Source organism: Cupriavidus taiwanensis LMG 19424, assembly GCF_000069785.1.
In the GTDB taxonomy this organism is placed as follows: Bacteria; Pseudomonadota; Gammaproteobacteria; order Burkholderiales; family Burkholderiaceae; genus Cupriavidus; species Cupriavidus taiwanensis.
The window spans coordinates 308,481-334,744 of record NC_010528.1 but is presented as its reverse complement, the minus strand read 5'-3'; the positions used below and the strand labels follow the sequence as shown (position 1 = coordinate 334,744).

Below are 26,264 nucleotides of genomic sequence, written 5' to 3'. Positions count from 1 at the left end.
ACGCCAAGGACAACATGCAGGCACTCCTCGCCTCCCTCAGCGGCATCGTCATGCGGCTGCTGCCGCTGCTGCTGATGGCCATCGTGGCGGGCAGCACGTTCTGGCTGGTCCAGATCAACTCCCCCAGGGAAGACCAGGCCGCGCAGACCGCCAAGAAGCACGAGCCCGATTACTTCATGGACCGCTTCTCGGCCACCGAGCTGGCGCCCGACGGCAGCACCAAGATCCGCTTCACCGGCGAGCGCATGATCCATTTCGAGGACGACCAGACCTACGAGGTCACGCGCCCCGCCATGCGCGCCTATGAACCGGACCGCCCGCCGGTGACCGCGCGTGCCGACATCGGCCGCATGAACGCCGAAGGCACGGTGATCGACCTGTACGGCAATGGCTACGTGCTGCGACAGCAGGGCGCGGATCCGTCCAAGGATCCGCAGCTGACCGCGGCGTCGAGCTATTTCCAGCTGCTGGTCAATGACGACATCGTCAAGACCGACAAGCCGGTCAAGCTGACACGCGGCCCGTCGGTCATGACCGCCAACGGCCTGATCTTCAACAACGTCACCCGCGAAGTACAATTGCTCGGCAATGTACGCGGCACCATCATTACCGGGCCGTCCCCCGGCCGCGCGCCGGGGTCCTGAACCCGGTCCGGCGCAGCCCGCGCACGCGGCGCCCGCCCGCGCGGCCCGCAGCGCGCGCGCCGGTGTCCGCGCCAACCGCACCATCACGCATCCCGACGCCCTCAAGCAACCCTGCCAACATGACCGCTTCCCTGACGACTTCGTCCCGTCGACGCACCGCCCCGGCCCTGCTCGCGCTGGCCATGGCCTTCGGCCTGCTGGGCCAGCCTGCCCTTGCCGAGCGGGCGGACCGCGACAAGCCGATGGTGCTCGAGGCGGACAACGCCAGCTATGACGACGTCAAGCAGATCTATACGCTGACCGGCAACGTCGTGCTGACCAAGGGCACCATGATCCTGAAGTCCGACGCCGCCGAGCTGCGCACCGACCCGGAGGGCTACCAGTTCGCCGTGGCCACCTCGAAGCCGGGCCGGCAGGCCTATATCCGCCAGAAGCGCGAAGGCGTCGACGAATATATCGACGGCTGGGGCGACCGCATCGAATACGACGGCAAGCAGGAGTTCTCCAAGCTGATCGGCAATGCCCGCATGGCGCGGCTGCAAGGCGCCAAGCTGCTCGACGAGATCCGCGGCGCGGTGCTGACCTACGACAGCCGCAAGGAACTCTACACCGCTGCCGGCGGCGGCAGCGGCGATGCCGCGGCGGCCAACCCGTCCGGCCGGGTGCGCGCGGTGCTGTCGCCGCGCCAGGACCAGAAGTCCGGCACCGCGGGCGGCTCGCCGCTGGACCTGAAGCCCGCGCCCGCGCCCGCCAACAAACCCTGACCGTACCCATGACCGATACCGCCACCATTGCCGACAAGCCTGTCGTCGAAGCCAACGCCGTCCTGCCCGGCGGCAGCACGCTGGTCGTGCGCCACCTGAAGAAGCGCTATGGCTCGCGCACGGTGGTCAAGGACGTCTCGCTCGACGTGAAGAGCGGCGAGGTGGTCGGGCTGCTCGGGCCGAACGGCGCGGGCAAGACCACGTCGTTCTACATGATCGTCGGCCTGGTGGCGCTGGACGAGGGCGACATCGTGCTCGACGGCGACCACATCAGCGGCCTGCCGATCCACGAGCGCGCGCGCATGGGGCTGTCGTACCTGCCGCAGGAAGCCTCGGTGTTCCGCAAGCTCAACGTCGAGGAAAACATCCGCGCGGTGCTGGAACTGCAGCTGGACAAGGGCAAGCCGCTGGCCAGGGCCGAGATCGAGCGCCGCCTGGACGCCCTGCTCGACGACCTGCAGATCGCGCACCTGCGCAACAACCCGGCGCTGTCGCTGTCAGGCGGCGAGCGTCGCCGCGTGGAAATCGCACGCGCGCTGGCGTCATCGCCGCGCTTTATCCTGCTGGACGAACCGTTCGCCGGCGTCGACCCCATCGCCGTGGGCGAGATCCAGCGTATCGTCAGCTTCCTCAAGGCGCGCAATATCGGCGTGCTGATCACCGACCACAACGTGCGCGAGACGCTGGGCATCTGCGACCACGCCTACATCATCAGCGAAGGCACGGTGCTGGCCGCGGGGCAGCCCGAAGACATCATTGCCAACGACGCCGTGCGGCGGGTCTATCTGGGCGAGAATTTCCGCATGTAACAAGGCGGGCGCCATGCGCGGGCGGCCCATGGCTGCATGGCGGTGAAGAGCCAGCGGCGATCAGAGCGCTTCAGCGATAGCAATTTCCGTTCCAACATCGGAAAGATGCGCATAAAATAGGTCGCATGAAACCGTCGCTACAGCTCCGCCTCTCCCAGCACCTGGCACTGACCCCCCAGCTGCAACAGTCGATCCGGCTGCTGCAGCTTTCCACGCTGGAACTGCAGCAGGAAGTCGAACAGGCGCTGACGGAAAACCCGCTGCTCGAGCGGGAAAACGACTGGATCGAAAGCCCGCTGCGGGTGGCGGCTGACGGCTCGGTCAACGTCCAGAGCGCTCCCGCGCCCGCGCCCGCCGAGCCCCAGGGCAACGGCGATGCGCACGCCGACGGCGCCGCGGAAGACAGCTACGGCGACAACAGCAGCGGCGACGACTACAGCAACGGCGATTGGAGCCTTGACGACTTTGCCCGCCGCCCGCAAGGCGACGAAGACGAAAAGACGCCGATGCAGCTGCGCGATGCCGAGCCCACGCTGCGCGAATACCTGATGGAGCAGCTCACGCCGCTGAAGATCTCGGCGCGGGACAAGGGTCTCGCCATCTTCCTGATCGAGTCCCTCGATGACGACGGCTACCTGAGCGCCTCGCTGGAAGAGATCTGCGCGGAACTGCCGGAAGAGCTCGAATTCGACCCCGACGAAGTCCACGCCATCCTGACGCTGCTGCAGAGCTTCGACCCGCCCGGCGTCGGTGCGCGCAATGCGGCCGAATGCCTGGCCCTGCAATTGCGCCGCCTGACGCACCCGCAGCGCGAGCTGGCGCTGACCATCGTCACCCATCACCTCGAACTGCTTGCGGTACGCGACTACACGCGGCTGAAAAAGGCCTTGCAGGTCGATGAGGTCGCGCTGAAGGCCGCCCATGACCTGATCCGCTCGCTGGCCCCCTACCCGGGCCACGCGTACAGCCGGCCCGAAGCCGATTTCGTCGTGCCGGACGTATTCGTGCGCAAGAGCGGCGGCGGCTGGATCGCGCAGCTCAATCCGGATGTGATGCCAAGGCTGCGCATTAACGACATGTATGCGCAGATTTTGCGCGGCGCCAAGGGCGAGACCGGCACCGCCGGGCTGCAGCAGAAGCTGCAGGAGGCGCGCTGGCTGATCAAGAACATCCAGCAAAGGTTCGACACGATCCTGCGTGTCTCGCAAGCCATTGTCGAGCGTCAAAAGAACTTTTTCACCCACGGTGAAATCGCCATGCGCCCCTTGGTTTTGCGGGAGATTGCCGATACACTGGGTTTACACGAGTCAACCATCTCCCGGGTGACGACCAATAAATACATGGCCACGCCGATGGGTACTTTCGAACTGAAGTACTTCTTCGGCAGCCACGTGTCCACCGAAACCGGTGGCGCGGCTTCATCAACGGCCATCCGCGCCTTGATCAAGCAACTGATAGGAGCCGAAGACCCGAGGAATCCCCTTTCCGACAGTCGCATCGCCGAACTGCTGGGTGAGCAAGGCTTCGTTGTCGCACGCCGCACCGTTGCCAAATATCGCGAAGCCCTGAAGATCCCCGCAGTGAATCTCCGCAAGTCTTTGTAGCCGAGCCCACCGCCTGCCTGGTGAGGCTCTTTCAGAAGGAGAAGCGCTATGAACTTCAAGATCAGTGGACACCACCTGGACATCACGCCCCCTCTGCGTGAGTACGTGGAAACGAAGCTGGAGCGAATCGTCAGGCATTTCGATCAAGTCATTGGCGTTAGCGTGCTGCTCTCTGTCGACAATCACAAGGAAAAGGACCGGCGCCAGTACGCGGAAATCAATCTACATCTCAAGGGCAAGGACATCTTTGTCGAGGCGCATCACGAAGACCTGTATGCGGCGATCGACGCACTCGTCGACAAGCTGGACCGTCAGGTGATTCGCTACAAGGATCGCGTGCAAGGCCACGACCGTGAAGCGGTCAAGTACCAGATGGCCGCAGCGCAGATGCAGCAATAAACCTATGCCCGGCGGCCTCGCAGAAGGCTGCTGAACCAGATTCCACAGGCAAGCCGCGCCGTGAAGCGCGGCTTTTTTGCGCCCTGGCGCCGGCTCGGGCTGTGGCAGCCGAGCCAACGCTGTACACGTGGGGCGGCCCGAAGTGTTCGCAAGCGCAGCGCCAAGGTGTATGCTGCGCCATACAAAGAGAGAGAAATCGTGGCCGCGCCTGCCCGCGCTGCACCGCACAAGGCTCGGGTAGCCGCTGCTCTATAATGGGCCGGGCGTCTCCCCCGCGCCCGCAGTGGTCAGGGAACCAGCCGCTGCCCGGCGGATCGATCCGCCCGCTAACTGAAATCCTGCGCATCGCCCATGAATCGTTTGGCCAAATTGCTGCCACCCGGCAACATCACCCTCGACGTCAGCGTCACCAGCAAGAAGCGTGTGTTCGAGCAGGCCGGGCTCCTCTTCGAGAACAACCATGGCGTGGCGCGCGCCATCGTGACCGACAACCTGTTCGCGCGCGAGTCGCTGGGCTCGACCGGGCTGGGTGCCGGCGTGGCGATCCCGCACGGGCGCATCAAGGGCCTCAAGCAACCCCTGGCTGCCTTCATGCGCCTGGCCGAGCCGATTCCGTTCGAATCGCCGGATGGCAAGCCGGTGTCGCTGCTGATCTTCCTGCTGGTGCCGGAACAGGCCACCCAGCAGCACCTGGAGATCCTGTCCGAGATCGCGCAACTGCTGTCGGATCGCGACATGCGCGAGGGCCTGGCGACCTTGCCCACGCCCGATGCCGTGCATCAATTGCTGATCGCATGGCATCCCTGATCCCCTGATTCCCCAGAGCGGTCCGGCACCAGACCGGGCAGGCGCCACGCGCTTGGCAAACCGCCTTACCAGTCAACCCGCATGGAACTCACCGGCGTCACCTCCCAGTCAATCTTCGACGACAACGCAGCCGACCTGAAACTCTCGTGGGTCGCCGGCCTGGAGGGCGCCGATCGCGCCTTTGACGTCGAATTCGCCCGCGAAGCGACCTCCGCCGCAGACCTGGTGGGCCACCTCAACCTGATCCACCCCAACCGGATCCAGGTACTCGGCAAGCCCGAGATCACGTACTACCAGCGCCTGGACGACGAGACCCGCAAGCGCCAGATGGGCGAGCTGATCCTGCTGGAGCCGCCGTTCCTGGTAATCGCCGACGGCATGGAGCCGCCGCCGGACCTCGAACTGCGCTGCACGCGCTCGTCGACGCCGCTGTTCACCACGCCGGTGTCGTCCGCCGCGGTGATCGACCACCTGCGCCTGTACCTGTCGCGCATCTCGGCGCCGCGCGTCACCATGCACGGCGTGTTTCTCGACATCCTGGGCATGGGCGTGCTGATCATGGGCGAATCGGGCCTGGGCAAGAGCGAACTTGGCCTGGAGCTGATCTCGCGCGGCCACGGACTGGTGGCCGACGACGCCGTCGATTTCGTCCGGCTGGGCCCGGATTTCATCGAAGGACGCTGCCCGCCGCTGCTGCAGAACCTGCTGGAAGTGCGCGGCCTGGGGCTGCTCGATATCAAGACCATCTTCGGCGAGACCGCGGTGCGGCGGAAGATGAAGATCAAGCTGGTGGTGCAGCTGGTGCGGCGCAACGACGGCGAGTTCGAGCGCCTGCCGCTGGACTCGCAGTATCTGGACGTGCTGGGGCTGCCGATCCACATGGTCAAGATCCAGGTGGCGGCCGGCCGCAACCTTGCGGTGCTGGTCGAGGCGGCCGTGCGCAACACCATCCTGCGCCTGCGCGGCATCGACACCCTGCGCGACTTCATGGACCGCCAGCGCGCCGCGATGCAGGCCGACGCCGTCTCGCGCGGTCAGGGGCGGCTGCTGTAGCCGGTCCTGCGCCGCGGCTTTCAATTGCTTACAACGGCGTAGCGAGCTCCCGTCAACGTTTCTCGGGCATGCTTCGTTTTGTGCTGTAATGGGCATCACGTCCGTTACGGCAGCCGCAACGCCGACCCAGGCGCGCGGCGACAAGGTTTTCCACCCCCGAGGAGAGCAAGCATGAAGAGCCTGATTGCAGTGTGCGCGCTGGTTACCCCGTTGTTCGCCGCCAGCGCCTTTGCGCAGACCGCCACGCCGGCCACGCCAGCCACCCCGGCCAAGCCATCGGCAGCAGCCCCGGCCACCCCGGCCGTGCCCGCCACCCCTGCTACCCCGGCCAGCCCTGACAAACCCGCTGCCAACACCCAGCAAGACAAGATGAAGGCCTGCAACGCGCAAGCCTCCGGCAAAAAGGGCGACGAACGCAAGGCGTTCATGAAGGAATGCCTGTCGAAGTCCGGCGTGTCCAAGACCCAGCAGGAAAAGATGGCGTCCTGCAGCAAGTCGGGCAAGGGCAAGAAGGGCGACGAATACAAGGCCCACATGAAGGAATGCCTGTCGAAGGCAGCCTGAGCGCCCCCTGGCACCGCAGCATGGCGAACCGCGAGGTTCGCCATTTTCATTTTGGGTGTGTCAAACAGCTGTCATGACGCAGCCGGCACCTGATGCTATGCTTCAGTTGCTATGCGCATCATCCTCATCACCGGCATATCCGGTTCCGGCAAGTCCGTCGCACTGAACGTCCTCGAAGATGCAGGCTATTACTGCGTGGACAACCTGCCGGCGCAGTTCATCCCTGAACTGACCCGCTACCTCGACGCTCAGGGCTACACGCACCTGGGCGTGGCGACCGACATCCGCAGCCGCGAGTCGCTCGACCAGCTGCCCGACACCGTGCGCGCGCTGGCCGCCGAACACCAGGTCGAGGTCATTTTCCTGACCGCCAGCACCGACGCCCTGGTGCAGCGCTATTCCGAGACGCGCCGCCGCCATCCGCTGTCGGCACGCACCGACGGCGCGGCCGGCGGCGGCGCCTTCAACGACACGGCGCTGATGGAAGCGATCGAGATGGAGCGCTCGCTGCTGAGCCCGCTTGCCGAAGCCGCGCACCGGATCGATACCAGCAATGTGCGCACCAATACGCTGCGCAGCTGGATCAAGGAGCTGATCCGCGACGACAGCCAGCGCCTGACGTTGCTGTTCGAGTCGTTCGGCTTCAAGCATGGCGTGCCCAGCGACGCCGACATGGTGTTCGACGTGCGCTCGCTGCCCAACCCGTACTATGACCTGGCGCTGCGGCCGCTGACCGGCCGCGACACGCCGGTGATCGACTTCCTGCAGGGGCAGCCGATGGTGCTGGCGATGGCCGAGGATATCCGCGCCTATGTGGAAAAGTGGCTGCCAAGCTTCATTGCCGACAACCGCAGCTACCTGACCGTGGCGATCGGCTGCACCGGCGGCCAGCATCGCTCGGTCTATATTGCCGAAAGGCTCGCCAACTATTTCCGGGCACATGGTAATGTGCTGGTCAGACACCGAGAGCTCGCACCGGCGGGCTGACGCACGCGGCATGGCCCCCGGGCTGCACAGGGCATCTGAGCGCGGCGTCGGCCTGGCGGCCCAATGCTGCGCGACCCCCAAGCCTGCACCGCATGTCCTCGACCGACCTCTACCGTCCCACCGGTTCCGCAGATCCGCCACGGACGCTCGATAACCTGCCGCTGTTCCCCCTGCACACGGTGCTGTTTCCCGGTGGACGGCTGCCGTTGCGCGTGTTCGAGGCGCGCTATGTCGACATGGTGCGCAACTGCCTGCGCGACAGCGCACCGTTCGGCGTCTGCCTGATTGCCAGTGGCGACGAGGTCGCCCGGCCCAACCAGCCTACCGTGCCGGAGCTGGTCGGCTGCCTGGCCGAGATCGTCGACTGCAACATGGAACAGCTGGGCGTGCTGCTGATCCGCGCGCGCGGCCGCGACCGCTTCCATATCCTCGGCCACGAGACCCGCGACGACGGCCTGCTGGTGGCACGGGCCGAGGTGCTTCCTCCCGACATCATCGACTGCAAGCTCGAACTGCTGGGCGAATGCCTGGACGCGCTGCGCCGCATCGTCACGCGGCTGCACGCCGAGCAGCCCGACCGCCTGCCCTTCGACGAGCCCTACCTGTGGGACGACCCGAGCTGGGTCGCCAACCGGCTATGCGAACTGCTGCCGGTGCCGCTCAAGGCCAAGCAGATGCTGATGGCCCTGCCCGACGCGGGCATGCGCATCGAGATCGTGCACCGCTACATGCGGCAGAACCACATGCTGTAGGCGCCCTGTTGTCCCGCGCTGTCGTCCTGCACGCGCTTCAGTTCAGAACAAGCCCACCCGCGCCTGGTCTTCCAGCAGCCGGCGCACCGGCGCGGGCGTACCCAGCGCGTCGAGATCGTCGAGCGACAGCCAGCGCTGCCCGGCCGGCGCCGCGCCGTCCTGCTGCAGCACGTTGGCCTGCGCCGCGAGGTCGACCCGGATCGCGCGGATCAGCAGGCGGAAATGCGTGAACACATGGGTCAGTTCGCCGGCCAGCACGGCGCGCGCGGGCGTGCCGAAAGCGCGCGCGTAGTCGAGCGCCCAGGCCTCGGCGTCTTCCGCGTCGAAGGGCACGGTCTCGACCGGCATCTCAGGCAGGCTCCACAGGCCGCCCCAGATGCCGCTGTCGGGACGCAGGCGCAGCAGTACTTCGCGCTCGCGCCGCACCAGCAGCATCACCGTGCTGCGCTCCGGGATCGCCGCACGCGGCCTGGGCGCGGGCAGCACGCCGGTCAGGCCGTCGCGGCGCGCCACGCAATCGGCGGACAGCGGGCACGCGGCGGCATCGGCCAGGCAGGCGGGCTTGCCGCGTGAGCACACCGTCGCGCCCAGGTCCATCAGCCCCTGCGTATAGGCAACCATGTCCTCGCTCTCGCGCGGGCCGGGCGCCGGCAAGGCCAGTTCCGCCAGCTGCCACATGCGCGTCTCCACCGCGCGCTCGCCGGGGTGGCCATGGATGCCGAAGCAGCGCGCGAACACGCGCTTGACGTTGCCATCCAGGATCGGCACACGCACGCCCGCGCTGAATGCGGCAATGGCCGCCGCGGTGGAGCGGCCGATGCCCGGCAACGTGACCAGCACCGCGGGATCGGTAGGGAAGCGTCCGCCATGCTCGCTGACCACTTGCATGGCGCAGCGGTGCAGGTTGCGCGCGCGCGAGTAATAGCCCAGCCCCGCCCACAGCGCCATCACCTGGTCGGCAGGCGCCGCCGCGAGGGCCTGCACCGTGGGCAGCTGCGCCACGAAGCGCTGGAAATAGTCGATCACCGCGCTGACCTGGGTCTGCTGCAGCATGATCTCGGACAGCCAGATGCGGTACGGATCGCGGGTGTTCTGCCACGGCAGGTCGTGCCGGCCGTACCGGCGCTGCCAGTCGACCACGCGCGCGCCGAAATCAGGCGGCACGCAGAGATCGTCAGGCAGGGCGGGAGCGGTACGGGGGGCTGGTTTGCGGGACATCGGTGTGGCAACGGCGTGGCGCGCGAACGGGGCATCGGCGCGCCAAAGAAAAAGGCGCCGCTAGGCGCGGCGCCACATGATATACCGGCCGGCGAGGCCGCAACGCTTGCGAAGCGGCCGGACCGCTACGCTACCGCAAGGCTGGCACTGCCGGCATCGGCCGCCGGCCGCATCAGCCGCTGGGCAAAGCCTTCGATCCGTCCGCTGCGTTCGTCCAGCCCGTTCAGGACCTCCTCCAGCTGCGCGATGCGGCTTTCCAGCGTGTCGGTGGCTTCATGGATGCGCTCGATCGAATCGACACGCCGGCGCAGCTGCTTCTGGTGTTCGCGCACCTGCGCTTCCAGCGGCGTCATCACGGACTTGAGCCAGACTTCGATATCGCGGTTCAGGCCACGGAAATTTTCCAGCACGCGACTGGCCATGGTGTTGAACGCGCTTTGCACCAGCTGCGGGCGCGAACGCGTCAGCATGCTGATCGTGCCGAAATGCGCCTGCACCAGCCGCAGCGTCTCCTGCAGCTCGGCCAGGTAGCGCTCGGCGGTGAACTGCATCGGCGCGGGCAGCGTGAAGCCGTGCTCGGCATTGAAGCGCCGGTACATGCTGTCGATCAGCTGGTGCAGCTGGCCGATCTTGTTGTCGGCATCGCTCACCAGCCCGCTCAGCTGCGCGAACAAGGCGTCCATGTCCTCGCGCAGGCCGCGCGAAAAGAAGCGCTCCTTCATCTGCTCGCGCGCGCTGCGCATGGTGCGGCGCACGTCGCGCAACTGCAGGCTCTTGATGATGTCGGCACTGTGCCGGCCAAACACCAGGCGCAGCGCCTGGAACTTGCTGATGCTCTGCTCGAACTCGTCCTTCTCGCCCTGCACCCGCATCAGCATGTGCTTGACCATCGCATGGTTCTTGCCGCGCAGGCCGCGCAGCTCGAACAGCTGCTCGACGATGTCGCGGCGGCGGCTCTGCAGCAGTTGCTGCGCGGCGCGCGCCATGTCCTGCACCAGCCGGTACACCTGGTCCGAGACGATCTCGCGCCGGCGCGGAATCAGCTGGTCCGACAGCACGTGCTCGAATTCCGGCAGCCCGCTGCGCGCAAGCAGGGCATCGTCGTGCGTGACCTTGGCCACCAGTCCCTTCTGCGCCGACACCGGATACACGCGCGACTGCTCGATGCCCAGCACCTGCGCGGTGGTCGACACCTGCCGCGCGATTTCCTGCGCGATCTCGCCCGGCTGGCGCAGCGGGTCCCACAGCCCGTCGATCTTGTTGAGCACCGCCAGGCAGCCGCGCCGGTGCCCTGCGCCGACATGGCTGCGCCACAACTCCAGGTCGCTCTTGGTCACGCCCGCATCGGCGGCCAGCACGAACACCACCACGTGCGCATCCGGAATCAGCCGCAGCGTCAGCTCGGGTTCGGTGCCGATCGCGTTCAGGCCCGGCGTGTCGAGGATCACCAGGCCCTGGCGCAGCAGCGGATGCGGGAAATTGATGACGGCGTGGCGCCAGCGCGAGATCTCGACCATGCCCTCGGCGTCGACCGCGTAGGCGGCATCGGGGTCGTTCTCGTGGTACAGCCCCAGCGCCTCGGCCTGCTCGGGTGGGACGCGCATGGTCTGCACCACGTGCTGGAACGCCTCGAGCATGCCTTCGGGCGACGACGGGTCGAGCGGCACCGAATGCCAGTGCGATGCCGAAGTGCCGGCCTCGATGAAGTCGGCCGTGGAGGCGTCCTGCAGGCGCGTCTCGATCGGCAGCAGGCGGATGCTGGGCGGCTCGGCCTCGTCGTAGCGCAGCTCGGTCGGGCACATGGTGGTGCGCCCGGCCGACGACGGCAGGATGCGGCGCCCGTAGTCGGCAAAGAAGATGGCGTTGATCAGCTCGCTCTTGCCGCGCGAGAACTCCGCGATGAAGGCGACCTTGAGACGGTCGCTGCGCAGCACGTTCTGGATGCGCTGCACGCGGTCGTCGGCCTGTGCATCGTACAGGTCGTGCTGCTGCAGCCAGGACTGGAATTCGGCCAGTGACTGGAGGACCCCGGTTCTCCAGGCGCCGTATTGTTCGAATTGGTGGGCGAGCGTTGTCATGGACCTGTTGGGCTGACTTGGTTTTGCCTCGGGGCACGCCCCCCTTGGCGGCATGCCCGTGTTCACGCGATGCCGGTCCGCACGCCCCGCCTGCATGGCTCGCGGCCGGCCATTTTGTAACTTTTTATGACTGCGCACACGATACAGGTTTCCACGGCGCTTTTGTGGAATTCGCGTCCCTTGAAGGGCTTCGGCTGCGCCAGTGTTGCGCCGGCCCATCGACCCGCGGCGGCGGGCGTCCCCTCAGGCACTCGGCCTGGAGGTCAGTGCTGGCATTTCGGGCAGTAGAAGGTGGAACGCTGGCCCTGCACGATCTGGCGCACCGGCGTGGCGCACACCCGGCATGGCAGGCCGGCTCGGTCGTAGACAAAGCAATCCAGCTGGAAGTAGCCGCTGGCGCCGTCGCTGCCGACAAAATCGCGCAGCGTGCTGCCGCCCCGCTCGATGGCCTGCGCCAGGGTGTCGCGCACGGCTTGCGCCAGCCGGTCGCAACGCGCGCGGCTCAGGCGCCCGGCCGCGGTGGTCGGACGGATACCCGCGCGAAACAGGCTTTCGGACGCATAGATGTTGCCCACTCCCACCACGATGGCGCCCGACAGCAGCACGGTCTTGATCGCGGCACTGCGCCCGCGCGTGTGGCGGTGCAGCCAGGCGCCGTCGAAGGCGGGATCGAACGGCTCGATGCCGAGGGTACTCAGCAGCGGGTGCGACGCCAGTTCCGCCTCCGGCAGCGTGGTCCAGAGGATGGCGCCGAAGCGGCGTGGATCGCGAAAGCGCAGCACGATGGTGTCCGCCAGCATGCCCGGAGCCGGGCCGGCATCGAGCAGCAGGTCGAAGTGGTCGTGCATGCCCGGCGGCGGTGCTTCGGGCAGCACCCGCAGTGTGCCGGTCATGCCCAGGTGAACCAGCAGCCAGCCGGGGGGCTGCGCCGCGTCGGCACTGATGCATTCCAGCAGCAGGTACTTGCCGCGGCGCTCGATGCGACGCACCAGGCGGTGGGCCAGGCAGGCCTCGAGGCCGGGGTCGACCGGCCAGCGCAGGCCACGGTGGCGCACCGTGACCGCGGCGATGCGCCGCCCCACCACATGCGGCAGCAAGCCGCGCCGGGTCACCTCGACCTCGGGCAATTCAGGCATCGAACCTCTCCGTTGGTTACCGCTCAAAACTCCTGCAGCGCCCGGCCGCGCCGGCCTGCGGCGCCAAGCAGCGCATTGTAGCGGCACGCTACAATGCCCTTATCAATGCGCAATCTCTCACATCCTTCGCCAGCGCGCGCCGGAGCACTCAATACATGTCGGACCTGATGCCGGACCTGATGCCGGACTCCACGTTGCAAGCCACCGCGGGCGGCGGCCTGACCACATCCCCGCGCGCCGGCTCGCGCGCGGCGCGCCGTGCCAGCCTGCTGGCGCGCTGGTGGCGAGCCCCGCGGCGCCATGCGCGCGCGCTGGCCGCCGGCGCGCTGCTGGCGGCGGCGGCGGGCGCTGCCCACGCCGCGCCTCCCGTGGGCGCGGGTTCGCTGCCCATGCTGCAACTGGCCGCGGCCGACACCCCGGCCGCCAAGCCGGCGCGGCCGGCACTGCCGTCGCTGGAGCTGACCGACGATATCGTCTATATGGTGCTGGCCGCCGAGATTTCCATCCAGCGCGGCCTGGTGGGCCCGGCCTACCGCACCTACCTGGAGCTGGCGCGCCAGACCCGCGACCCGCGCTTCGCCCAGCGAGCCACCGAGATTGCCTTCAACGCACGCATCCCGCAGCAGGCGCTTGACGCCGCGCGCCTGTGGAAGGAGATCACCCCGACTTCGCCCGCGGCGGGCCAGGTGCTGTCCACCCTGCTGGTGCTGAACGGCCGCTGGGACGATGCCCGCCCGCTGCTGCAGCAGCAACTGGCCACGGTGCCGGCCAGCCAGCGCGGCGATGCCATCCTGCAGTTGCAGCAGCAACTGTCGCGTACCAGCGATCCGGCCGGCGCGGCCAGGCTGCTGCAGGACCTGACCCGCAATGAAGCCAAGTTGCCGGAAACCCAGCTGGCGCTGGCGCGCGCGCGCGAACTTGCCGGCGACGAGCCCGGCGCGCTGGCCGCGCTAGACCAGGCCTTGCGGTTGCGGCCTGCCTATGAAGCCGCCGCGCTGATGGCAGCGGAACTGCGCGCCGAGAAGCAGCCCGATGAAGCCGTGGCGGTGCTCAAGCGCTTTCTGGAAAAGTCGCCCGAATCGGTCAACGGCCATATCACCCTGGCGCGGCTGTACCTGCTGAAGAACGACATGCCGGCGGCCCGCCAGGAGTTCGAGACGCTGCGCAAGGTCGCCCCCGCCGACCCGCGCGTGCCGCTGGCGCTGGGCCTGACCAGCCTGCAGGCCAAGAACTTCGGCGAGGCCGAGCAGTACTTGCAGGAATACCTGCAACTGGTCGAAAAACAGCCCAGCGCGAATCCCGATATCGCCTACCAGTACCTGGCGCAGATCGCCGAGGAACGCAAGGACTACGCGGGCGCGATCCGCTGGCTCGATCGTATCGAGGACGTCCGCCTGGCGCCGGCGGCCACCGCCAAGCGCGCCCAGCTGCTGGCGCGCATGGGCAAGCTCGACGACGCGCAGGCACTGTTCGGCGAGATGCTTACCGACGCCGAGGACATTCCCGATCCCGGCCAGCGCTCGCAGCGCGTGACCGCCATCCGCCAGGCCGAAGTGGCCACGCTGATGGAGAACAAGGCCTACGACCGCGCCCGCAAGGTGCTGAACGAGCGTGTCGCGGCAGAACCCGACAACGCCGACTGGATCTACGAACTGGCGATGCTGGACGAACGCCAGAAGCGCTACGCCAGCATGGAAACCGGCCTGCGCCGCGTGATCGCGCTGCAGCCGCAGCAGAAGCAGGGCTACAACGCCCTCGGCTATTCGCTGGCGGACCGCAACGAGCGCCTGCCCGAGGCGCTCAAGCTGCTGGAGCGTGCCTCCGAGCTGGGGCCTGACGATCCGTACATCATGGACAGCCTCGCCTGGGTCAAATTCCGCATGGGTGACCTGCAACCCGCGGCCGTCCTGCTGCGCAACGCTTATGCCAAGGCGCCCGAGGCGGAAATCGGCGCGCACCTCGGCGAGGTGCTGTGGCAGCTAGGCGAGCACGACGAGGCCCGCAAGACCTGGACCGAGGCCGTGCGCATCGATCCCGAGAACGAGACCCTGATCGATACGCTGCGCCGTTACCAGTTCAACGCGCAGCCGTCCAGGTAAGCCCGCGCGCCGCGGCCGGCAAGCCGGGCCCGCGGCGCCCGTTTCCCGCAGCCGGCGGCCGCCGCGCCGCCGTCCTCACGACCATGCCCATGAATCGATCCCGACGCCTGGCGCTGCTTTGCCTTGGCGTACCCCTGTTGTTGCAGGCATGCGCCAGCGTGGCGCCGTCGCGCAGCTTTGATGTCGACCAGGACGCGGCCAGCCGGCAGTACACCGGCCGCTTTTCCGCCAACTACGTGCGCTACGGGCGCGACGAGGGCGTGCAGGGCAGCTTCCGTTGGGAGGAACAAGGCCGCAATGTGCGCCTGGACCTGGTCTCGCCGCTCGGCCAGACCCTGGCCGTGGTCACCGCCACGCCGTCGGGCGCCACGCTGGACCTGCCCAACCAGCCGCCACGCAACGCGCCCGAGGTCGATACGCTGATGGAGGAGGCGCTGGGTTTTGCGCTGCCGGTGGCCGGCATGCGCGACTGGCTGCACGGACGCGCCACCCAGGGCAGCCCCGCGCGTGCCACGCGCGACGAGCAGGGCCGGCTGGCGACGCTGGCGCAGAACGGCTGGACCGTGCGCTACGTCGCCTGGCAGGACACTCCCGCCCCAGGCGCTGCCGCCACCCAGGTGCCGCGCCGTATCGACCTGGCGCGCGACGCAGGTAGCAATCCGCTGTCGGTGCGCCTGGTCATCGATCCGCAGACGCCATAACTGCCGCATCAGCGGCCCCCATCAGCGCACCATGCCAAGCAGCCATCCCCTGCCCCCACCCGAACTGCGCGACTGCCCCGCGCCGGCCAAGCTCAACCTGTTCCTGCACGTGACCGGCCGCCGCGCCGACGGCTACCACACGCTGCAGACCGTGTTCCAGCTGGTCGACTGGTGCGACATGCTGCATTTCCGCCGCCGCGACGACGGCGTGGTCGCGCGCGTCACGGAGGTGCCGGGCGTACCCGCCGAGAGCGACCTGGTGGTGCGGGCGGCGCGCGCCCTGCAGGCCGCCACCGGCACCACCTTCGGCGCCGAGATCGCCATCGACAAGGTGCTGCCGATGGGCGGCGGCATCGGCGGCGGCTCGTCCGATGCCGCGACCACGCTGCTGGCGCTGAACCATCTGTGGGGCCTGGGGCTGACGCGCCCCGAGCTGATGCGGATCGGGCTGACGCTGGGCGCAGACGTGCCGGTGTTCGTGCTCGGGCAGAACGCCTTTGCGCAGGGCATCGGCGAGGAGCTCACGCCGGTCGAGCTGCCGGACAGCTGGTTCGTGATCATCCATCCGAAGCAGCACGTGCCGACCGCTGAAATTTTTTCGGACGAGTGCTTGACAAGGGATACGCCCGTCTCCATAATTGCGGTCTTCGCTGCTCGCACAAACAAATTCGATTTCGGTCGCAACGACCTGGAACCGATAGCAACAGCGAAGTTCGGCGAAGTCGCCCGAGCCCTGGCATGGCTGAAGCAACACAATCAGCATGCCCGGATGACCGGTTCCGGAGCCTGCGTGTTTGCGCGTTTTCCCGACGCCAAGACAGCGCAGCAGGTTTTGGAAAGGTTGCCTCCCGAATGGGATGGCAGGTGTGTGAGAAGTCTGGCACATCACCCGCTCGCAGCGTTCGCATAGCAAGTTATCGTTCGGCGCGGTACGGCAGTCTGGTACCACGATGAACGGCCCGGTTGTGTAGGGGAGTCGCCAAGTTGGTCAAGGCACCGGATTTTGATTCCGGCATTCGAAGGTTCGAATCCTTCTTCCCCTGCCATTACTTCCTATAGTGTCCTAACGGAACACGATATCTTCCAAGTCACCGGCTTCGCCGGTGACACCAAGCTCCCCCAGCAGCAAGACAGGTGCCCCGAATGAGCAGCGAAGGCTTGATGGTATTTACCGGCAACGCCAACCCCAAACTCGCGGAGGCTGTCGTACAGCACCTCGGCATTCCGCTGGGCAAGGCACAGGTTGGCCGCTTCTCCGACGGTGAAGTCCAGGTCGAAATCCAGGAAAACGTTCGCGGCAAGCACGTCATCGTGCTGCAGTCCACCTGCGCGCCGACCAACGACAACCTGATGGAACTGATGGTGATGGTCGATGCGCTCAAACGCGCCTCGGCACGCAGCATCACCGCCGCCATGCCCTACTTCGGCTATGCCCGCCAGGACCGCCGCCCGCGTTCGGCGCGCGTGGCGATTTCGGCCAAGGTGGTGGCCAACATGCTGGAAGTCGCCGGGGTCGAGCGCGTGCTGACGATGGACCTGCACGCCGACCAGATCCAGGGCTTCTTCGATATTCCGGTCGACAACATCTACGCCTCGCCGGTGCTGCTGGGCGACCTGCGCGAGAAGAACTACGGCGACCTGCTGGTGGTCTCGCCGGACGTCGGCGGCGTGGTCCGTGCCCGCGCGCTGGCCAAGGAACTGAACTGCGACCTCGCGATCATCGACAAGCGCCGTCCCAAGGCCAACGTGGCCGAGGTGATGAACATCATCGGTGAAGTCGAAGGCCGCAACTGCGTCATCATGGATGACATGATCGACACCGGCGGCACGCTGTGCAAGGCCGCCCAGGTGCTGAAGGAGCGCGGCGCGCTGAAGGTCTTCGCCTACTGCACGCACCCCGTGCTGTCGGGCGGCGCGGCGGCCCGCATCGCGGATTCGGCGCTGGACGAGGTGGTGGTGTGCGACACCATCCCGCTGTCGGAAGAAGCGGCCAAGTGCGGCAAGATCCGCCAGCTCTCGACCGCCCCGCTGCTGGCCGAGACCTTCACCCGCATCGTCAAGGGCGACTCGATCATGTCGCTGTTTGCGGGTTCCTGATAGAATTTAAAGCTTTGCTGCGTTTGCCGCCGTTTTGCGGCGGCAAACGTGACTTGATCGGCGCCGATTCTGTCTTTCGCGCCGCAACGAGGCTGTCTGGTCGCGGACAGCCTTCTTTACTTTTGGAGTCATCATGAAAGTTGTCGCTTTCGAGCGTAGCGTACAGGGAACGGGTGCGAGCCGCCGCCTGCGCAATTCGGGCAAGACCCCCGGCATCATCTACGGCGGCGCCGCCGAGCCGAAGATGATCGAACTGGATCACAACGCCCTGTGGCACGCCCTGAAGAAGGAAGCGTTCCACTCGTCGATCCTGGACCTGGAAGTGGCCGGCAAGAGCGAAAAGGCCCTGCTGCGCGCATTCCAGATGCACCCGTTCAAGCCGCTGGTGCTGCACGTCGACTTCCAGCGCGTGTCGGCCAACGACAAGATCCACGTCAAGGTGCCCCTGCACTTCATGAACCAGGAAACCGCTCCTGGCGTGAAGCTGGGCCATGGCCTGGTCAACCACATCGTCAATGACCTGGAAGTGTCGTGCCTGCCGGCCGACCTGCCCGAGTTCATCGAAGTGGACGTTGGCGCGATGGAGCTGGGCCAGACCCTGCACCTGTCCGACCTGAAGCTGCCGAAGGGCGTGACCGTGATCACCCACGGTGACGACAACCCGGCCATCGCCAGCATCTCGCAACCGGCTGGCGCCGTGTCGGAAGCCGCCGAAGGCGGCGAAGCCGCTGGCGAAACGCCGGCTGCCTAAGCGGCTGCCTAAGCGGCTGCCTGCGCTGCCGCACCGGTGGCGGCCCGCGGGCCGCGCCACGAAGAAACCGCCGCCCTTGCGGCGGTTTTTTTTCGCCCGGCAGCGGACTGCCGGTTTTTCGGTATCCTTGGCGCCTGTGGCGCAGCTCCGCGCGCCAATGACACAGTCAAACGCATGATCAAGCTTATCGTCGGCCTCGGCAATCCCGGCGCGGAATACGAGGCCACCCGACACAACGCCGGCTTCTGGCTGGTGGACCAGCTGGCCCGCATGGGCGGCGCCACGCTGCGCGTGGAGGGCCGCTTCCATGGGCTGGCCGCCCGCGCGCGGCTATGGGACCAGGAGGTCTGGCTGCTCAAGCCGTCGACCTTCATGAACCGTTCAGGGCTGGCGGTGGTGTCGCTGGCGCGCTTCTACAAGATCCTGCCCGACGAGATCGTGGTCGTGCATGACGAGATGGACCTGCCGGCCGGCTCGGCCAAGCTCAAGCGCGGCGGCGGCGCGGGTGGCCACAACGGGCTGAAGGACATCTCGGCCCACCTGGGCACGCAGGACTACTGGCGCCTGCGCCTGGGCGTGGGCCATCCGCGCAATGCGCCCGGCGGTGCCGGGGCGGGCCGCGAGGACGTGGTGAACTTCGTGCTCAAGCCACCGCGGCGCGAAGAGCAGGAAGCCATCGATGCCGCGCTCGACCGCTGCATCGAGCCGCTCGGCCTGCTGGCCCGCGGCGATGCCGAGCGCGCCATGGCGCAACTGCATACCGCGCGCTGAGGGCCGCACGCAGGCGAAGGCATATTCCTGCGACAACAGCATGAAAACGGGCCGCATCGCGGCCCGTCGTCGTTTGCACGCACCGGTCTGCTGTTGCAGACATGGTGTCATCAAAGTGCCATGGGCACCACCTACATTGCGGGGTTTCCAATCGCGTCGGTATCGCATGGTTGCCGATGCGCATGACATCCCACAGGAGGAAAGCCCATGTCGTACCTGACCGACGAAGCGCGCGCCGCAAGCCGCGCCGCCAAGCCCGACGTTGACGTGCCCGGCCAGATGCTCGAGGACATCGTCGCCGCCAACCCGGCCCGCCGCCGGGTGCTGCGCGGCGGCCTCGGCCTGTCGCTGGTGTCGGCCTTCGGCAGCGGCCTGCTGGCCGCCTGCGGCGGTGACGACGATCCCGCCCCGGCTCCAGCGCCCGCACCGGCCCCTGCCCCGGCACCCGCTCCGGCGCCGGCCACGCCGAGCTACGAGGTCACCTTCGAGCCAATCGCCAAGTCCACCGCCGATACCGTGGTCGTCCCCAGCGGCTACAGCGTGGACGTGCTGTTCTCCGCCGGCGACCCGGTCGAAGCCGGCGCTACCGGCTATGCCGGCGCCTTCCAGTCGTCGGCCGAGACCGAGCGCCAGGCCGGCGGCAACCACGACGGCATGCACTACTTCGCGCTGCCCGGCGTCGATCCGCAGAAGGGCGGCCTGCTGGCGATCAACCACGAGCTGCCGGACTACAACATCCTGTTCCCGACCGCCTACAATGCCGCCACCGCGAGCCCGGAGCAGAAGCGCATCGCCCTGTCGGCGGTGGGCATTTCGGTGATCGAAGTGGAACTGGCCGCCAGCGGCAAGTGGCAGGTCAAGCGCGACTCCATCTACAACAAGCGCTACACCGGCAACACGTTGTACCGCGTGGGCGGCCCGGCCGCATCGGTGGTCGGCGCCACCGTGGTCGGCATGCTCAACAACTGCTCGAGCGGCTACACCCCGTGGGGCACCTACCTGACCTGCGAAGAAAGCACCGACAACTACATCGATCCCGATCCGGCCAAGGCCGACAACGGCTATGGCTGGGTGGTGGAGATCGATCCGTACGGCACGCTCAGCGCGCCGGCGAAGCGCACCGCGATGGGCCGCTTCGACCATGAGAACGTCGCCTTCATCACCGACGCCAGCAACAACGTGGCCTTCTACATGGGCGACGACGGCACCCCGGGCTGCATCTACAAGTTCGTGCCGAGCAAGGCGTTCGATCCGAACAACCGCGCCGCCAACGCCAACCTGCTGGACACCGGCACGCTGTACGTGGCGAAGTTCAACGCCGACGGCAGCGGCCAGTGGATCGAACTGACGCAGGGCAAGAACGGCCTGACCGTCGGTGCCTCGGACCCGGGCAACTGGACCCAGTCGGCGGTGTCGCCGGCGCCGACCACGGTCGACTTCGCCACCCAGGCGGACGTGCTGATCAACACCAAGTCGGCCGCGCGCGTGGCTGGCGGCACGCTGATGGACCGCCCCGAGTGGATCACCGCCGCGCCGGACAACACCCTCTACTGCACGCTGACCAACAACAGCGGCCGCCAGCAGACCGACGCCGCCAACCCGCGCAAGAACAACCTGCACGGCCATATCATCAAGTGGAACGAAGCCGGGAATTCGCCGCTGGCCACCACCTTCACGTGGAGCATCCTGCTGCAGGCGGGCGACCCGTCGCTGGCCACCGACAACCTGAAGGGCAACATCAACGGCGACACCTTCTCCAGCCCGGACGGCCTGCGCGTCGATCCCAAGGGCCGCCTGTGGGTGCAGACCGACTCGAGCACCAGCGCCACCTATACCGGCACCTTCGGCAACAACAGCATGTACTACATCTCGCCGACGGGCCAGTCCAAGCGCTTCCTGGCGGGCCCAACCGGCTGCGAGATCACCGGCATCGCCTACACGCCGGACCTGACCACCTGCTTCATCAACATCCAGCACCCCACCGGCAAGTGGCCGGACGCGGCCAAGCCGCCGCGCTCGTCCACCATCGTGGTGCGCCGTGCCGACGGCAAGCCGATCGGTGCCTGACCGCGCAGTGCAGTAGGCAGTAACCGTAGTCATTGGGGAAAGGTTAAGCCCCCGTCACCTTGCGGTGCCGGGGGCTTTTTTTGCGCGACGCAAACCGGAGAAGCCGGATCGGGCGCTTGCCCGTGTCCGTGTCCGGGTCCGTGTCAGGCAGCGTGCCGGGCCGCCGTCAGCAGCCGGTACCGCTGCATCAGGACCTCATGGGTCTCGACGCGGTTCGGATCCTTGGGAATGCACGCGACCGGGCAGACCTGCTGGCATTGCGGCTCGTCGAAGTGCCCGACGCACTCGGTGCACTTGTTGGGGTCGATTTCATAGATCTCGGGCCCCATCGAAATGGCTTCGTTCGGGCACTCGGGTTCACAAACGTCGCAGTTGATGCAGTCGTCGGTGATCATCAGCGCCATGGTGTTTCCTTCCTGCGGACACGCCCGCGCCCGACTGGCCGCGGTCTGACGTGTCTGAAGCCGTATTTTATTCCGGTTTGGCGATTTTCTCTTGCAGCCAGCGTTCCACCGACGGGAACACGAACTTGCTGACATCGCCGCCCAGCACCGCGATCTCGCGCACGAAGGTGCCGGAGATGAACTGGTACTGGTCCGACGGCGTCAGGAACATGGTTTCCACGTCGGGCAGCAGGTAGCGGTTCATGCCCGCCATCTGGAATTCGTACTCGAAGTCGGACACCGCGCGCAGGCCGCGCACGATCACGCGCGCATTGTTCTTGCGCACGAAATCCTTGAGCAGTCCGGAAAAACCCTCGACCCGCACGTTCGGATAGTGCCCGAGCACTTCGCGGGCAATGCTGATGCGCTCTTCGAGCGAAAAGAACGGGCGCTTGTTGGGGCTGTGCGCCACGCCGACCACCAGTTCGTCGAAGATGTTCGACGCACGGCGGACCAGATCCTCGTGTCCCCGGGTCATTGGATCGAAGGTGCCGGGATAGACCGCGCTGACCATACTTCCTCCTTGATCTGCCCGCTGCCGGCCGTGAAAGGGCCGCCTCTTGCGCCGGCCGGGCCGGCGTGGGTGCTGCGTCGCGAGCGTTGTGACAGCGGCGTAGTGTAACCCTAAATGCCCCGCTTGGAAGTCGCCGAAGGCACCGTTTTGCGGCAGTGCACCCAAGAATCGGTTTCGCAATCAGGAAGGCGCCCTTCCTGTTTCCTGAACCACGGCACCGCACCGGGCCGGCCTGGCGGCTCAGGCGGCGCCGTTGCCGGGCGTGCGGTGCTGCAGCAGGTGGAAATGCACCGCGCCGGCCCGCGCGTGCCGCACGATCTCGAGCGATGCCGGCACCGGCGCATCGGCGCCGGTCAGCGGGCGATCGGTCTCGACATAGACCGCCCCGCCCGGCCGCGACAATCGTGCCGCATGCGCGAGCGAGGGGCCGATCCAGTCCTCGGCGAACGGGGGGTCAAGGAACACCACGTCGAAGCTGGCATCCGGCAGCTGCGCGGCAATGGCGAATGCATCGCCCTGCATGACGCGTATTTGGCGCGCGTCGAGCCGGGTCACGTTGTCGCGCAATTGCCTGGCCACGCGCGCATTGGACTCGACCAGCGTCACCACGGCCGCGCCGCGCGAAGCGGCCTCGAAACCCAGCGCGCCGGAACCGGCGAACAGATCCAGGCATTCCAGGCCGGACAGGTCCTGGCCCAGCCAGTTGAAAAGCGTCTCGCGCACGCGGTCGGGGGTCGGGCGCAGCCCCTGGGCGTCGGGCACCGGCAGCAGCGTGCGCTTCCAGCGGCCGCCGATGATGCGGACCTGCGCGGGTGCCTGGCGCGGCACGGGAGAGACGGGAGATCGCCCGCGAGGCGCGGGCGAGGGCAATCGGGAACGCGAATTCATGCCGTGATTGTAGAGCCTGCGGCGCGCCGCGCCGCAGGCAATGCCGGCGTCGCCGCAACGATCACTGCCGGGAAGCCGTCGCCGGGGCCTGCACCGGCCCGCCAACGATCACCGTCGCCATGTTGTCGGGGTGCACATGTCGCTGGAACGCCGCCCTGACCTGTTCGCGCGTGACCTTGCCGATCTGCGCGGTCCAGGTATCGAGGTAATCGAGCGGCAGTCCGTACCAGCCGATATTGGCGACGTTGGTCAGCAGCTTGCGGTTGTTGTCGATGCGCAGCGGAAAGCCGTTGATCAGGTTGTCCTTGGCCGCGCGCAGTTCCTTTTCGCTCGGGCCTTCGGCGACAAAGCGCGCCAGCACCTGGCGCACCAGCGCCAGCGCCTCGTCGGTCTGGGCCTTCTTGGTTTGCAGGCTGATGCCGAACGGCCCCGGCTGCTTGGAAGGCGCGAAGTAGCTGTCCACGCCGTAGGTCAGGCCGCGCTTCTCGCGCACTTCGTCGGTCAGGCGCGAGCTGAAGCCGCCGCCGCCCAGCACATAGTTGCCCACCAGCAGCGCGAAATAGTCGGGGTCGCCGCGCGCGATCGCCGGCTGGCCCAGCGCCACGCTGGACTGCTGCGCCGGGTGCGGCAAGCGCTGCTCGCTGGGCGCGATCTTCAGCTTTACCTGCGGCAGCGCCGGCGCGGCGCGGCCGGCCGGCAGCCCCCGCGTCAGCTGCTCGGCGATGGCCTCGGCCTGCTTGCGGTCGACCGCTCCGATCAGCGTCACCACCGCGCGCTGGGCACCGTAGTTGTCGCGCCAGAACGCGACGATGTCGTCGCGCGTGATCGACGCCACGCTGTCCGGGGTCGCGGCGATGCCATAGGGATGGTCGGGATACATGGCGCGCGCCAGCGCCTTGTCGGCGATCACGCCGGGCTTGGTGTCGGCTTCGCGGATGGCGGTGATCAGGCGCTGTTTCTCGCGACCGACCACGGCGTCCGGATAGGTCGGCGCCTTGATCAGCTGCGCCGCCAGCGCGACCGACTGGTCCAGCTCCGGCTGCGCGGTCAGGGTACGCAGCCCGATGCCGCCGCGGTCGCCCCCGGCCGCGCCGCCGAAGGCGGCACCGGTATCGGCAAAGGCATCGGCGATCCTGGCCTCGTCGCGCGCCGGCTGGCCGTCCTGCGCGGCGGCGCCCTTGTCCAGCAGGGCGGCGGTCAGCGTGGCCAGCCCGGCCTTGCCCGGCGGGTCATAGCGGCTGCCGGCGTCGAAGTCGATATTGATGTCGAGCATCGGAATCGACGGGCTGTGCACGAAGAACACCCGGGCACCGGTGGACGCGGTCCAGTGTTCGATGGGGATCGCCGCCTGCGCCAGTTGCGCGGCCAGCAGCACCACGGCGCCCAGGGCGGCGCCGGCCAGTTTGCGCAGCGGGCGCTGCGCGGAAGTGACGGACTGGGTCATCGCCTTGTTCTCAGTGGCGCAGGCCCGACGGGGCCTGGGACTTGGGCTTGTTCGGGTCGATCGGCTGCGGCACCAGCGTGGCCACGGTCAGGTTGTCGTCGTTGAAATACTTCGCGGCGACGGCCTGTACCTGCGCTGGCGTGACGGCCTTGATCTTGTCCAGCATGCGGTCGATCTGGCGCCACGAGATGTCCGAAATCTCGGATACGCCGATCTCCATGCCCTGCCCGAATACGGAATCGCGCTTGTAGATCTGGCCGGCCACCACCTGCGCCTTGACGCGCTTGAGCTCTTCCGGCGACACGCCTTCGCTGGCGATGCGCTGGATCTCCGCGCGCAGCGCGCGCTCGATCTCGTCCGTGTTGTGGCCAGAGGCCGGCGTGCCATCGAGCACGAACAGCGACTCGCCGCGGTTGATGCTGTCGTAGCCGACATTGACGTCGTCGGCCAGGCGCCGCTCGCGCACCAGTTCGCGGGTCAGGCGCGCGTTGTCGTAGCCGTTGAGCACGGCGGCCAGCACCTCGAGCGCATAGGGGTCGACGTCTTTCTCGACGTCGCGCAGGCGCGGCACCTTGTAGGCCATCACCATGTACTGGTTCTCGGCGGGGGCCTTGACCCAGATGCGCTTGATGCCCTTCTGCGCCGGCTCTTCCTGGTCCTTGCGCACCGGCAGCGCGCGTGGCTTGAGCTTGCCGTAGTAGCGCTCGGCCAGCGCTCGCACTTCGTCGGCCTTGACATCGCCGGTGACGATCACCGTGGCGTTGTTGGGCACATACCAGTGGCGATACCAGTCCTTGACGTCTTCCACGCGCATGTTGACGAGGTCGTCCATCCAGCCGATCACTGGGTGCCGGTAGGCGGCGGCGGTGTAAACCGTGGCCAGCAGCTGCTCATAGACCGTGCCGCGCGCGGAGTCGTCGGTGCGCAGGCGGCGTTCTTCCATCACCACCTTCATCTCGCGCTCGAACTCGTCCTTCGTGATGACCAGGTTGGCCATGCGGTCGGCTTCCAGTTCCATCATCTTCGGCAGGTACTGCTTGCCGATCTGCTGGTAGTACATGGTGAAGTCGCGGTTCGTCATGGCGTTCTCGCGCCCGCCCAGGGCCGCCACCTGCTTCGAGAATTCGCCCACGCCGACCTTGGGCGTGCCCTTGAACATCATGTGCTCGAGCATATGGGCGACGCCGGTGGTGCCGCTGACCTCGTCGATACCGCCCACGCGGTACCAGACCTGGTGGGCGACGGTCGGCGCGCGATGGTCTTCCTTGACGATCAGCCGCAGCCCGTTGGACAGCCGGTACTCGGTCGTGCCCTGGGCGGTGGCGCCGGCCGGCGCGGTCTGGGCGGCGGGCATCGGCGAGGCCACCACGCCCTGTGCCGCCGCGGGCGGCGACCAGGGCAGCAGCGCCAGCAGCAGCGCGGGAATGACACGCCGCGCCAGTCGTGCGGCGCGGGCGGCAGGCGCCTGGAAAGGCGGTGCGTGGCGTTGGATGCGCGTTTGGGCGGCGGCTTTGGTGCCTGGCGCGCCCGCTGCGGTCATGACAGCGCAATGGTTCATGCGACCCCGTCTGCTAGAATTTTGCCGATCGATTCGCGTGCGCGACGCGGCGCGCGAATCTGCCATGAAGTGAACTCATGTAGCGAACTATACGCAATCGCCGGCCGGGACCACAA

At 67.4% G+C, this 26,264-nt stretch carries 25 protein-coding genes and 1 tRNA gene; 18 read left to right on the top strand and 8 right to left on the bottom strand.

Annotation, left to right across the window (positions count from 1 at the left end):
* Positions 1 to 14 precede the first annotated feature (14 nt).
* The 10 genes from lptC to RALTA_RS01585 all read left to right on the top strand — a co-directional run bounded on the left by lptC (position 15) and on the right by RALTA_RS01585 (position 8,383).
* Complete coding sequence (gene lptC, locus RALTA_RS01630) at positions 15 to 644, top strand: LPS export ABC transporter periplasmic protein LptC (protein ID WP_012351668.1); 630 nt, start codon at positions 15 to 17, stop codon at positions 642 to 644.
* A 119-nt stretch (positions 645 to 763) separates the two neighbouring features.
* The gene (lptA, locus tag RALTA_RS01625; protein ID WP_012351667.1) at positions 764 to 1,408 is read left to right on the top strand and encodes a lipopolysaccharide transport periplasmic protein LptA; all 645 of its coding nucleotides are present in this window, start codon (positions 764 to 766) and stop codon (positions 1,406 to 1,408) included.
* Positions 1,409 to 1,416: 8 nt separating this feature from the next.
* Positions 1,417 to 2,217 (top strand): LPS export ABC transporter ATP-binding protein, encoded by an 801-nt coding sequence (gene lptB, locus RALTA_RS01620; protein WP_012351666.1) that lies wholly within the window; start codon positions 1,417 to 1,419, stop codon positions 2,215 to 2,217.
* Positions 2,218 to 2,342: 125 nt separating this feature from the next.
* A complete protein-coding gene (locus RALTA_RS01615) occupies positions 2,343 to 3,821 on the top strand; it encodes an RNA polymerase factor sigma-54 (RefSeq protein ID WP_012351665.1) in 1,479 nt (492 codons plus the stop codon).
* 48 nt (positions 3,822 to 3,869) lie between these two features.
* The gene (gene hpf, locus RALTA_RS01610) at positions 3,870 to 4,220 is read left to right on the top strand and encodes a ribosome hibernation-promoting factor, HPF/YfiA family (protein WP_010814386.1); all 351 of its coding nucleotides are present in this window, start codon (positions 3,870 to 3,872) and stop codon (positions 4,218 to 4,220) included.
* Positions 4,221 to 4,571: 351 nt separating this feature from the next.
* Complete coding sequence (ptsN, locus tag RALTA_RS01605; RefSeq protein WP_010814385.1) at positions 4,572 to 5,027, top strand: PTS IIA-like nitrogen regulatory protein PtsN; 456 nt, start codon at positions 4,572 to 4,574, stop codon at positions 5,025 to 5,027.
* An 81-nt stretch (positions 5,028 to 5,108) separates the two neighbouring features.
* On the top strand, positions 5,109 to 6,080 hold the full coding sequence (gene hprK / locus RALTA_RS01600; protein WP_012351664.1) for an HPr(Ser) kinase/phosphatase: 972 nt from the start codon (positions 5,109 to 5,111) through the stop codon (positions 6,078 to 6,080).
* Positions 6,081 to 6,251: 171 nt separating this feature from the next.
* A complete protein-coding gene (locus RALTA_RS01595) occupies positions 6,252 to 6,644 on the top strand; it encodes a PsiF family protein (RefSeq protein ID WP_012351663.1) in 393 nt (130 codons plus the stop codon).
* A 111-nt stretch (positions 6,645 to 6,755) separates the two neighbouring features.
* Positions 6,756 to 7,631, top strand: coding sequence for an RNase adapter RapZ (rapZ, locus tag RALTA_RS01590; RefSeq protein ID WP_012351662.1), 876 nt, complete (start codon positions 6,756 to 6,758; stop codon positions 7,629 to 7,631).
* A 92-nt stretch (positions 7,632 to 7,723) separates the two neighbouring features.
* Positions 7,724 to 8,383, top strand: a complete 660-nt coding sequence (locus tag RALTA_RS01585) for an LON peptidase substrate-binding domain-containing protein (RefSeq protein ID WP_012351661.1) — start codon at positions 7,724 to 7,726, stop codon at positions 8,381 to 8,383.
* Positions 8,384 to 8,425: 42 nt separating this feature from the next.
* Here RALTA_RS01585 and mutY read toward each other — a convergent pair whose 3' ends face one another.
* The 3 genes from mutY to mutM all read right to left on the bottom strand — a co-directional run bounded on the left by mutY (position 8,426) and on the right by mutM (position 12,815).
* On the bottom strand, positions 8,426 to 9,601 hold the full coding sequence (gene mutY, locus RALTA_RS01580) for an A/G-specific adenine glycosylase (RefSeq protein ID WP_012351660.1): 1,176 nt from the start codon (positions 9,599 to 9,601) through the stop codon (positions 8,426 to 8,428).
* A 125-nt stretch (positions 9,602 to 9,726) separates the two neighbouring features.
* A complete protein-coding gene (locus tag RALTA_RS01575) occupies positions 9,727 to 11,679 on the bottom strand; it encodes a dynamin family protein (RefSeq protein ID WP_012351659.1) in 1,953 nt (650 codons plus the stop codon).
* A 263-nt stretch (positions 11,680 to 11,942) separates the two neighbouring features.
* A complete protein-coding gene (mutM, locus tag RALTA_RS01570; protein WP_012351658.1) occupies positions 11,943 to 12,815 on the bottom strand; it encodes a bifunctional DNA-formamidopyrimidine glycosylase/DNA-(apurinic or apyrimidinic site) lyase in 873 nt (290 codons plus the stop codon).
* A gap of 155 nt (positions 12,816 to 12,970) precedes the next feature.
* Here mutM and RALTA_RS30955 point away from each other — a divergent pair, with 155 nt between their 5' ends.
* The 8 genes from RALTA_RS30955 (at position 12,971) to RALTA_RS01530 (ending at position 21,301) form a co-directional block, all read left to right on the top strand.
* Positions 12,971 to 14,914, top strand: coding sequence for a tetratricopeptide repeat protein (locus tag RALTA_RS30955; RefSeq protein WP_012351657.1), 1,944 nt, complete (start codon positions 12,971 to 12,973; stop codon positions 14,912 to 14,914).
* Between the two features lie 89 nt (positions 14,915 to 15,003).
* Positions 15,004 to 15,615 carry an outer membrane lipoprotein LolB gene (locus RALTA_RS01560; RefSeq protein ID WP_012351656.1) on the top strand — a complete coding sequence of 204 codons (612 nt, stop codon included), beginning with the start codon at positions 15,004 to 15,006 and terminating at the stop codon, positions 15,613 to 15,615.
* Between the two features lie 31 nt (positions 15,616 to 15,646).
* A complete protein-coding gene (gene ispE / locus RALTA_RS01555) occupies positions 15,647 to 16,525 on the top strand; it encodes a 4-(cytidine 5'-diphospho)-2-C-methyl-D-erythritol kinase (protein WP_012351655.1) in 879 nt (292 codons plus the stop codon).
* A gap of 59 nt (positions 16,526 to 16,584) precedes the next feature.
* A tRNA-Gln gene (locus tag RALTA_RS01550) sits at positions 16,585 to 16,661 on the top strand.
* A 97-nt stretch (positions 16,662 to 16,758) separates the two neighbouring features.
* The gene (locus RALTA_RS01545) at positions 16,759 to 17,712 is read left to right on the top strand and encodes a ribose-phosphate pyrophosphokinase (protein ID WP_012351654.1); all 954 of its coding nucleotides are present in this window, start codon (positions 16,759 to 16,761) and stop codon (positions 17,710 to 17,712) included.
* A gap of 133 nt (positions 17,713 to 17,845) precedes the next feature.
* The gene (locus tag RALTA_RS01540) at positions 17,846 to 18,463 is read left to right on the top strand and encodes a 50S ribosomal protein L25/general stress protein Ctc (protein ID WP_012351653.1); all 618 of its coding nucleotides are present in this window, start codon (positions 17,846 to 17,848) and stop codon (positions 18,461 to 18,463) included.
* 174 nt (positions 18,464 to 18,637) lie between these two features.
* A complete protein-coding gene (gene pth / locus RALTA_RS01535) occupies positions 18,638 to 19,234 on the top strand; it encodes an aminoacyl-tRNA hydrolase (RefSeq protein ID WP_012351652.1) in 597 nt (198 codons plus the stop codon).
* Positions 19,235 to 19,441: 207 nt separating this feature from the next.
* A complete protein-coding gene (locus RALTA_RS01530; protein ID WP_012351651.1) occupies positions 19,442 to 21,301 on the top strand; it encodes a PhoX family protein in 1,860 nt (619 codons plus the stop codon).
* A 143-nt stretch (positions 21,302 to 21,444) separates the two neighbouring features.
* On the opposite strand, the gene RALTA_RS01525 is transcribed toward RALTA_RS01530, so the two are convergent.
* The 5 genes from RALTA_RS01525 to RALTA_RS01505 form a co-directional block, all read right to left on the bottom strand.
* Positions 21,445 to 21,705: a YfhL family 4Fe-4S dicluster ferredoxin gene (locus tag RALTA_RS01525; protein ID WP_012351650.1), complete on the bottom strand. Its 261-nt coding sequence runs from the start codon at positions 21,703 to 21,705 to the stop codon at positions 21,445 to 21,447.
* 67 nt (positions 21,706 to 21,772) lie between these two features.
* Positions 21,773 to 22,258, bottom strand: a complete 486-nt coding sequence (gene coaD, locus RALTA_RS01520; protein ID WP_012351649.1) for a pantetheine-phosphate adenylyltransferase — start codon at positions 22,256 to 22,258, stop codon at positions 21,773 to 21,775.
* A gap of 240 nt (positions 22,259 to 22,498) precedes the next feature.
* Positions 22,499 to 23,146 (bottom strand): 16S rRNA (guanine(966)-N(2))-methyltransferase RsmD, encoded by a 648-nt coding sequence (rsmD, locus tag RALTA_RS01515; RefSeq protein WP_012351648.1) that lies wholly within the window; start codon positions 23,144 to 23,146, stop codon positions 22,499 to 22,501.
* Positions 23,147 to 23,207: 61 nt separating this feature from the next.
* Positions 23,208 to 24,590: a M16 family metallopeptidase gene (locus RALTA_RS01510; RefSeq protein WP_012351647.1), complete on the bottom strand. Its 1,383-nt coding sequence runs from the start codon at positions 24,588 to 24,590 to the stop codon at positions 23,208 to 23,210.
* A gap of 10 nt (positions 24,591 to 24,600) precedes the next feature.
* The gene (locus RALTA_RS01505; protein ID WP_041232044.1) at positions 24,601 to 26,148 is read right to left on the bottom strand and encodes a M16 family metallopeptidase; all 1,548 of its coding nucleotides are present in this window, start codon (positions 26,146 to 26,148) and stop codon (positions 24,601 to 24,603) included.
* Positions 26,149 to 26,264: the final 116 nt, after the last annotated feature.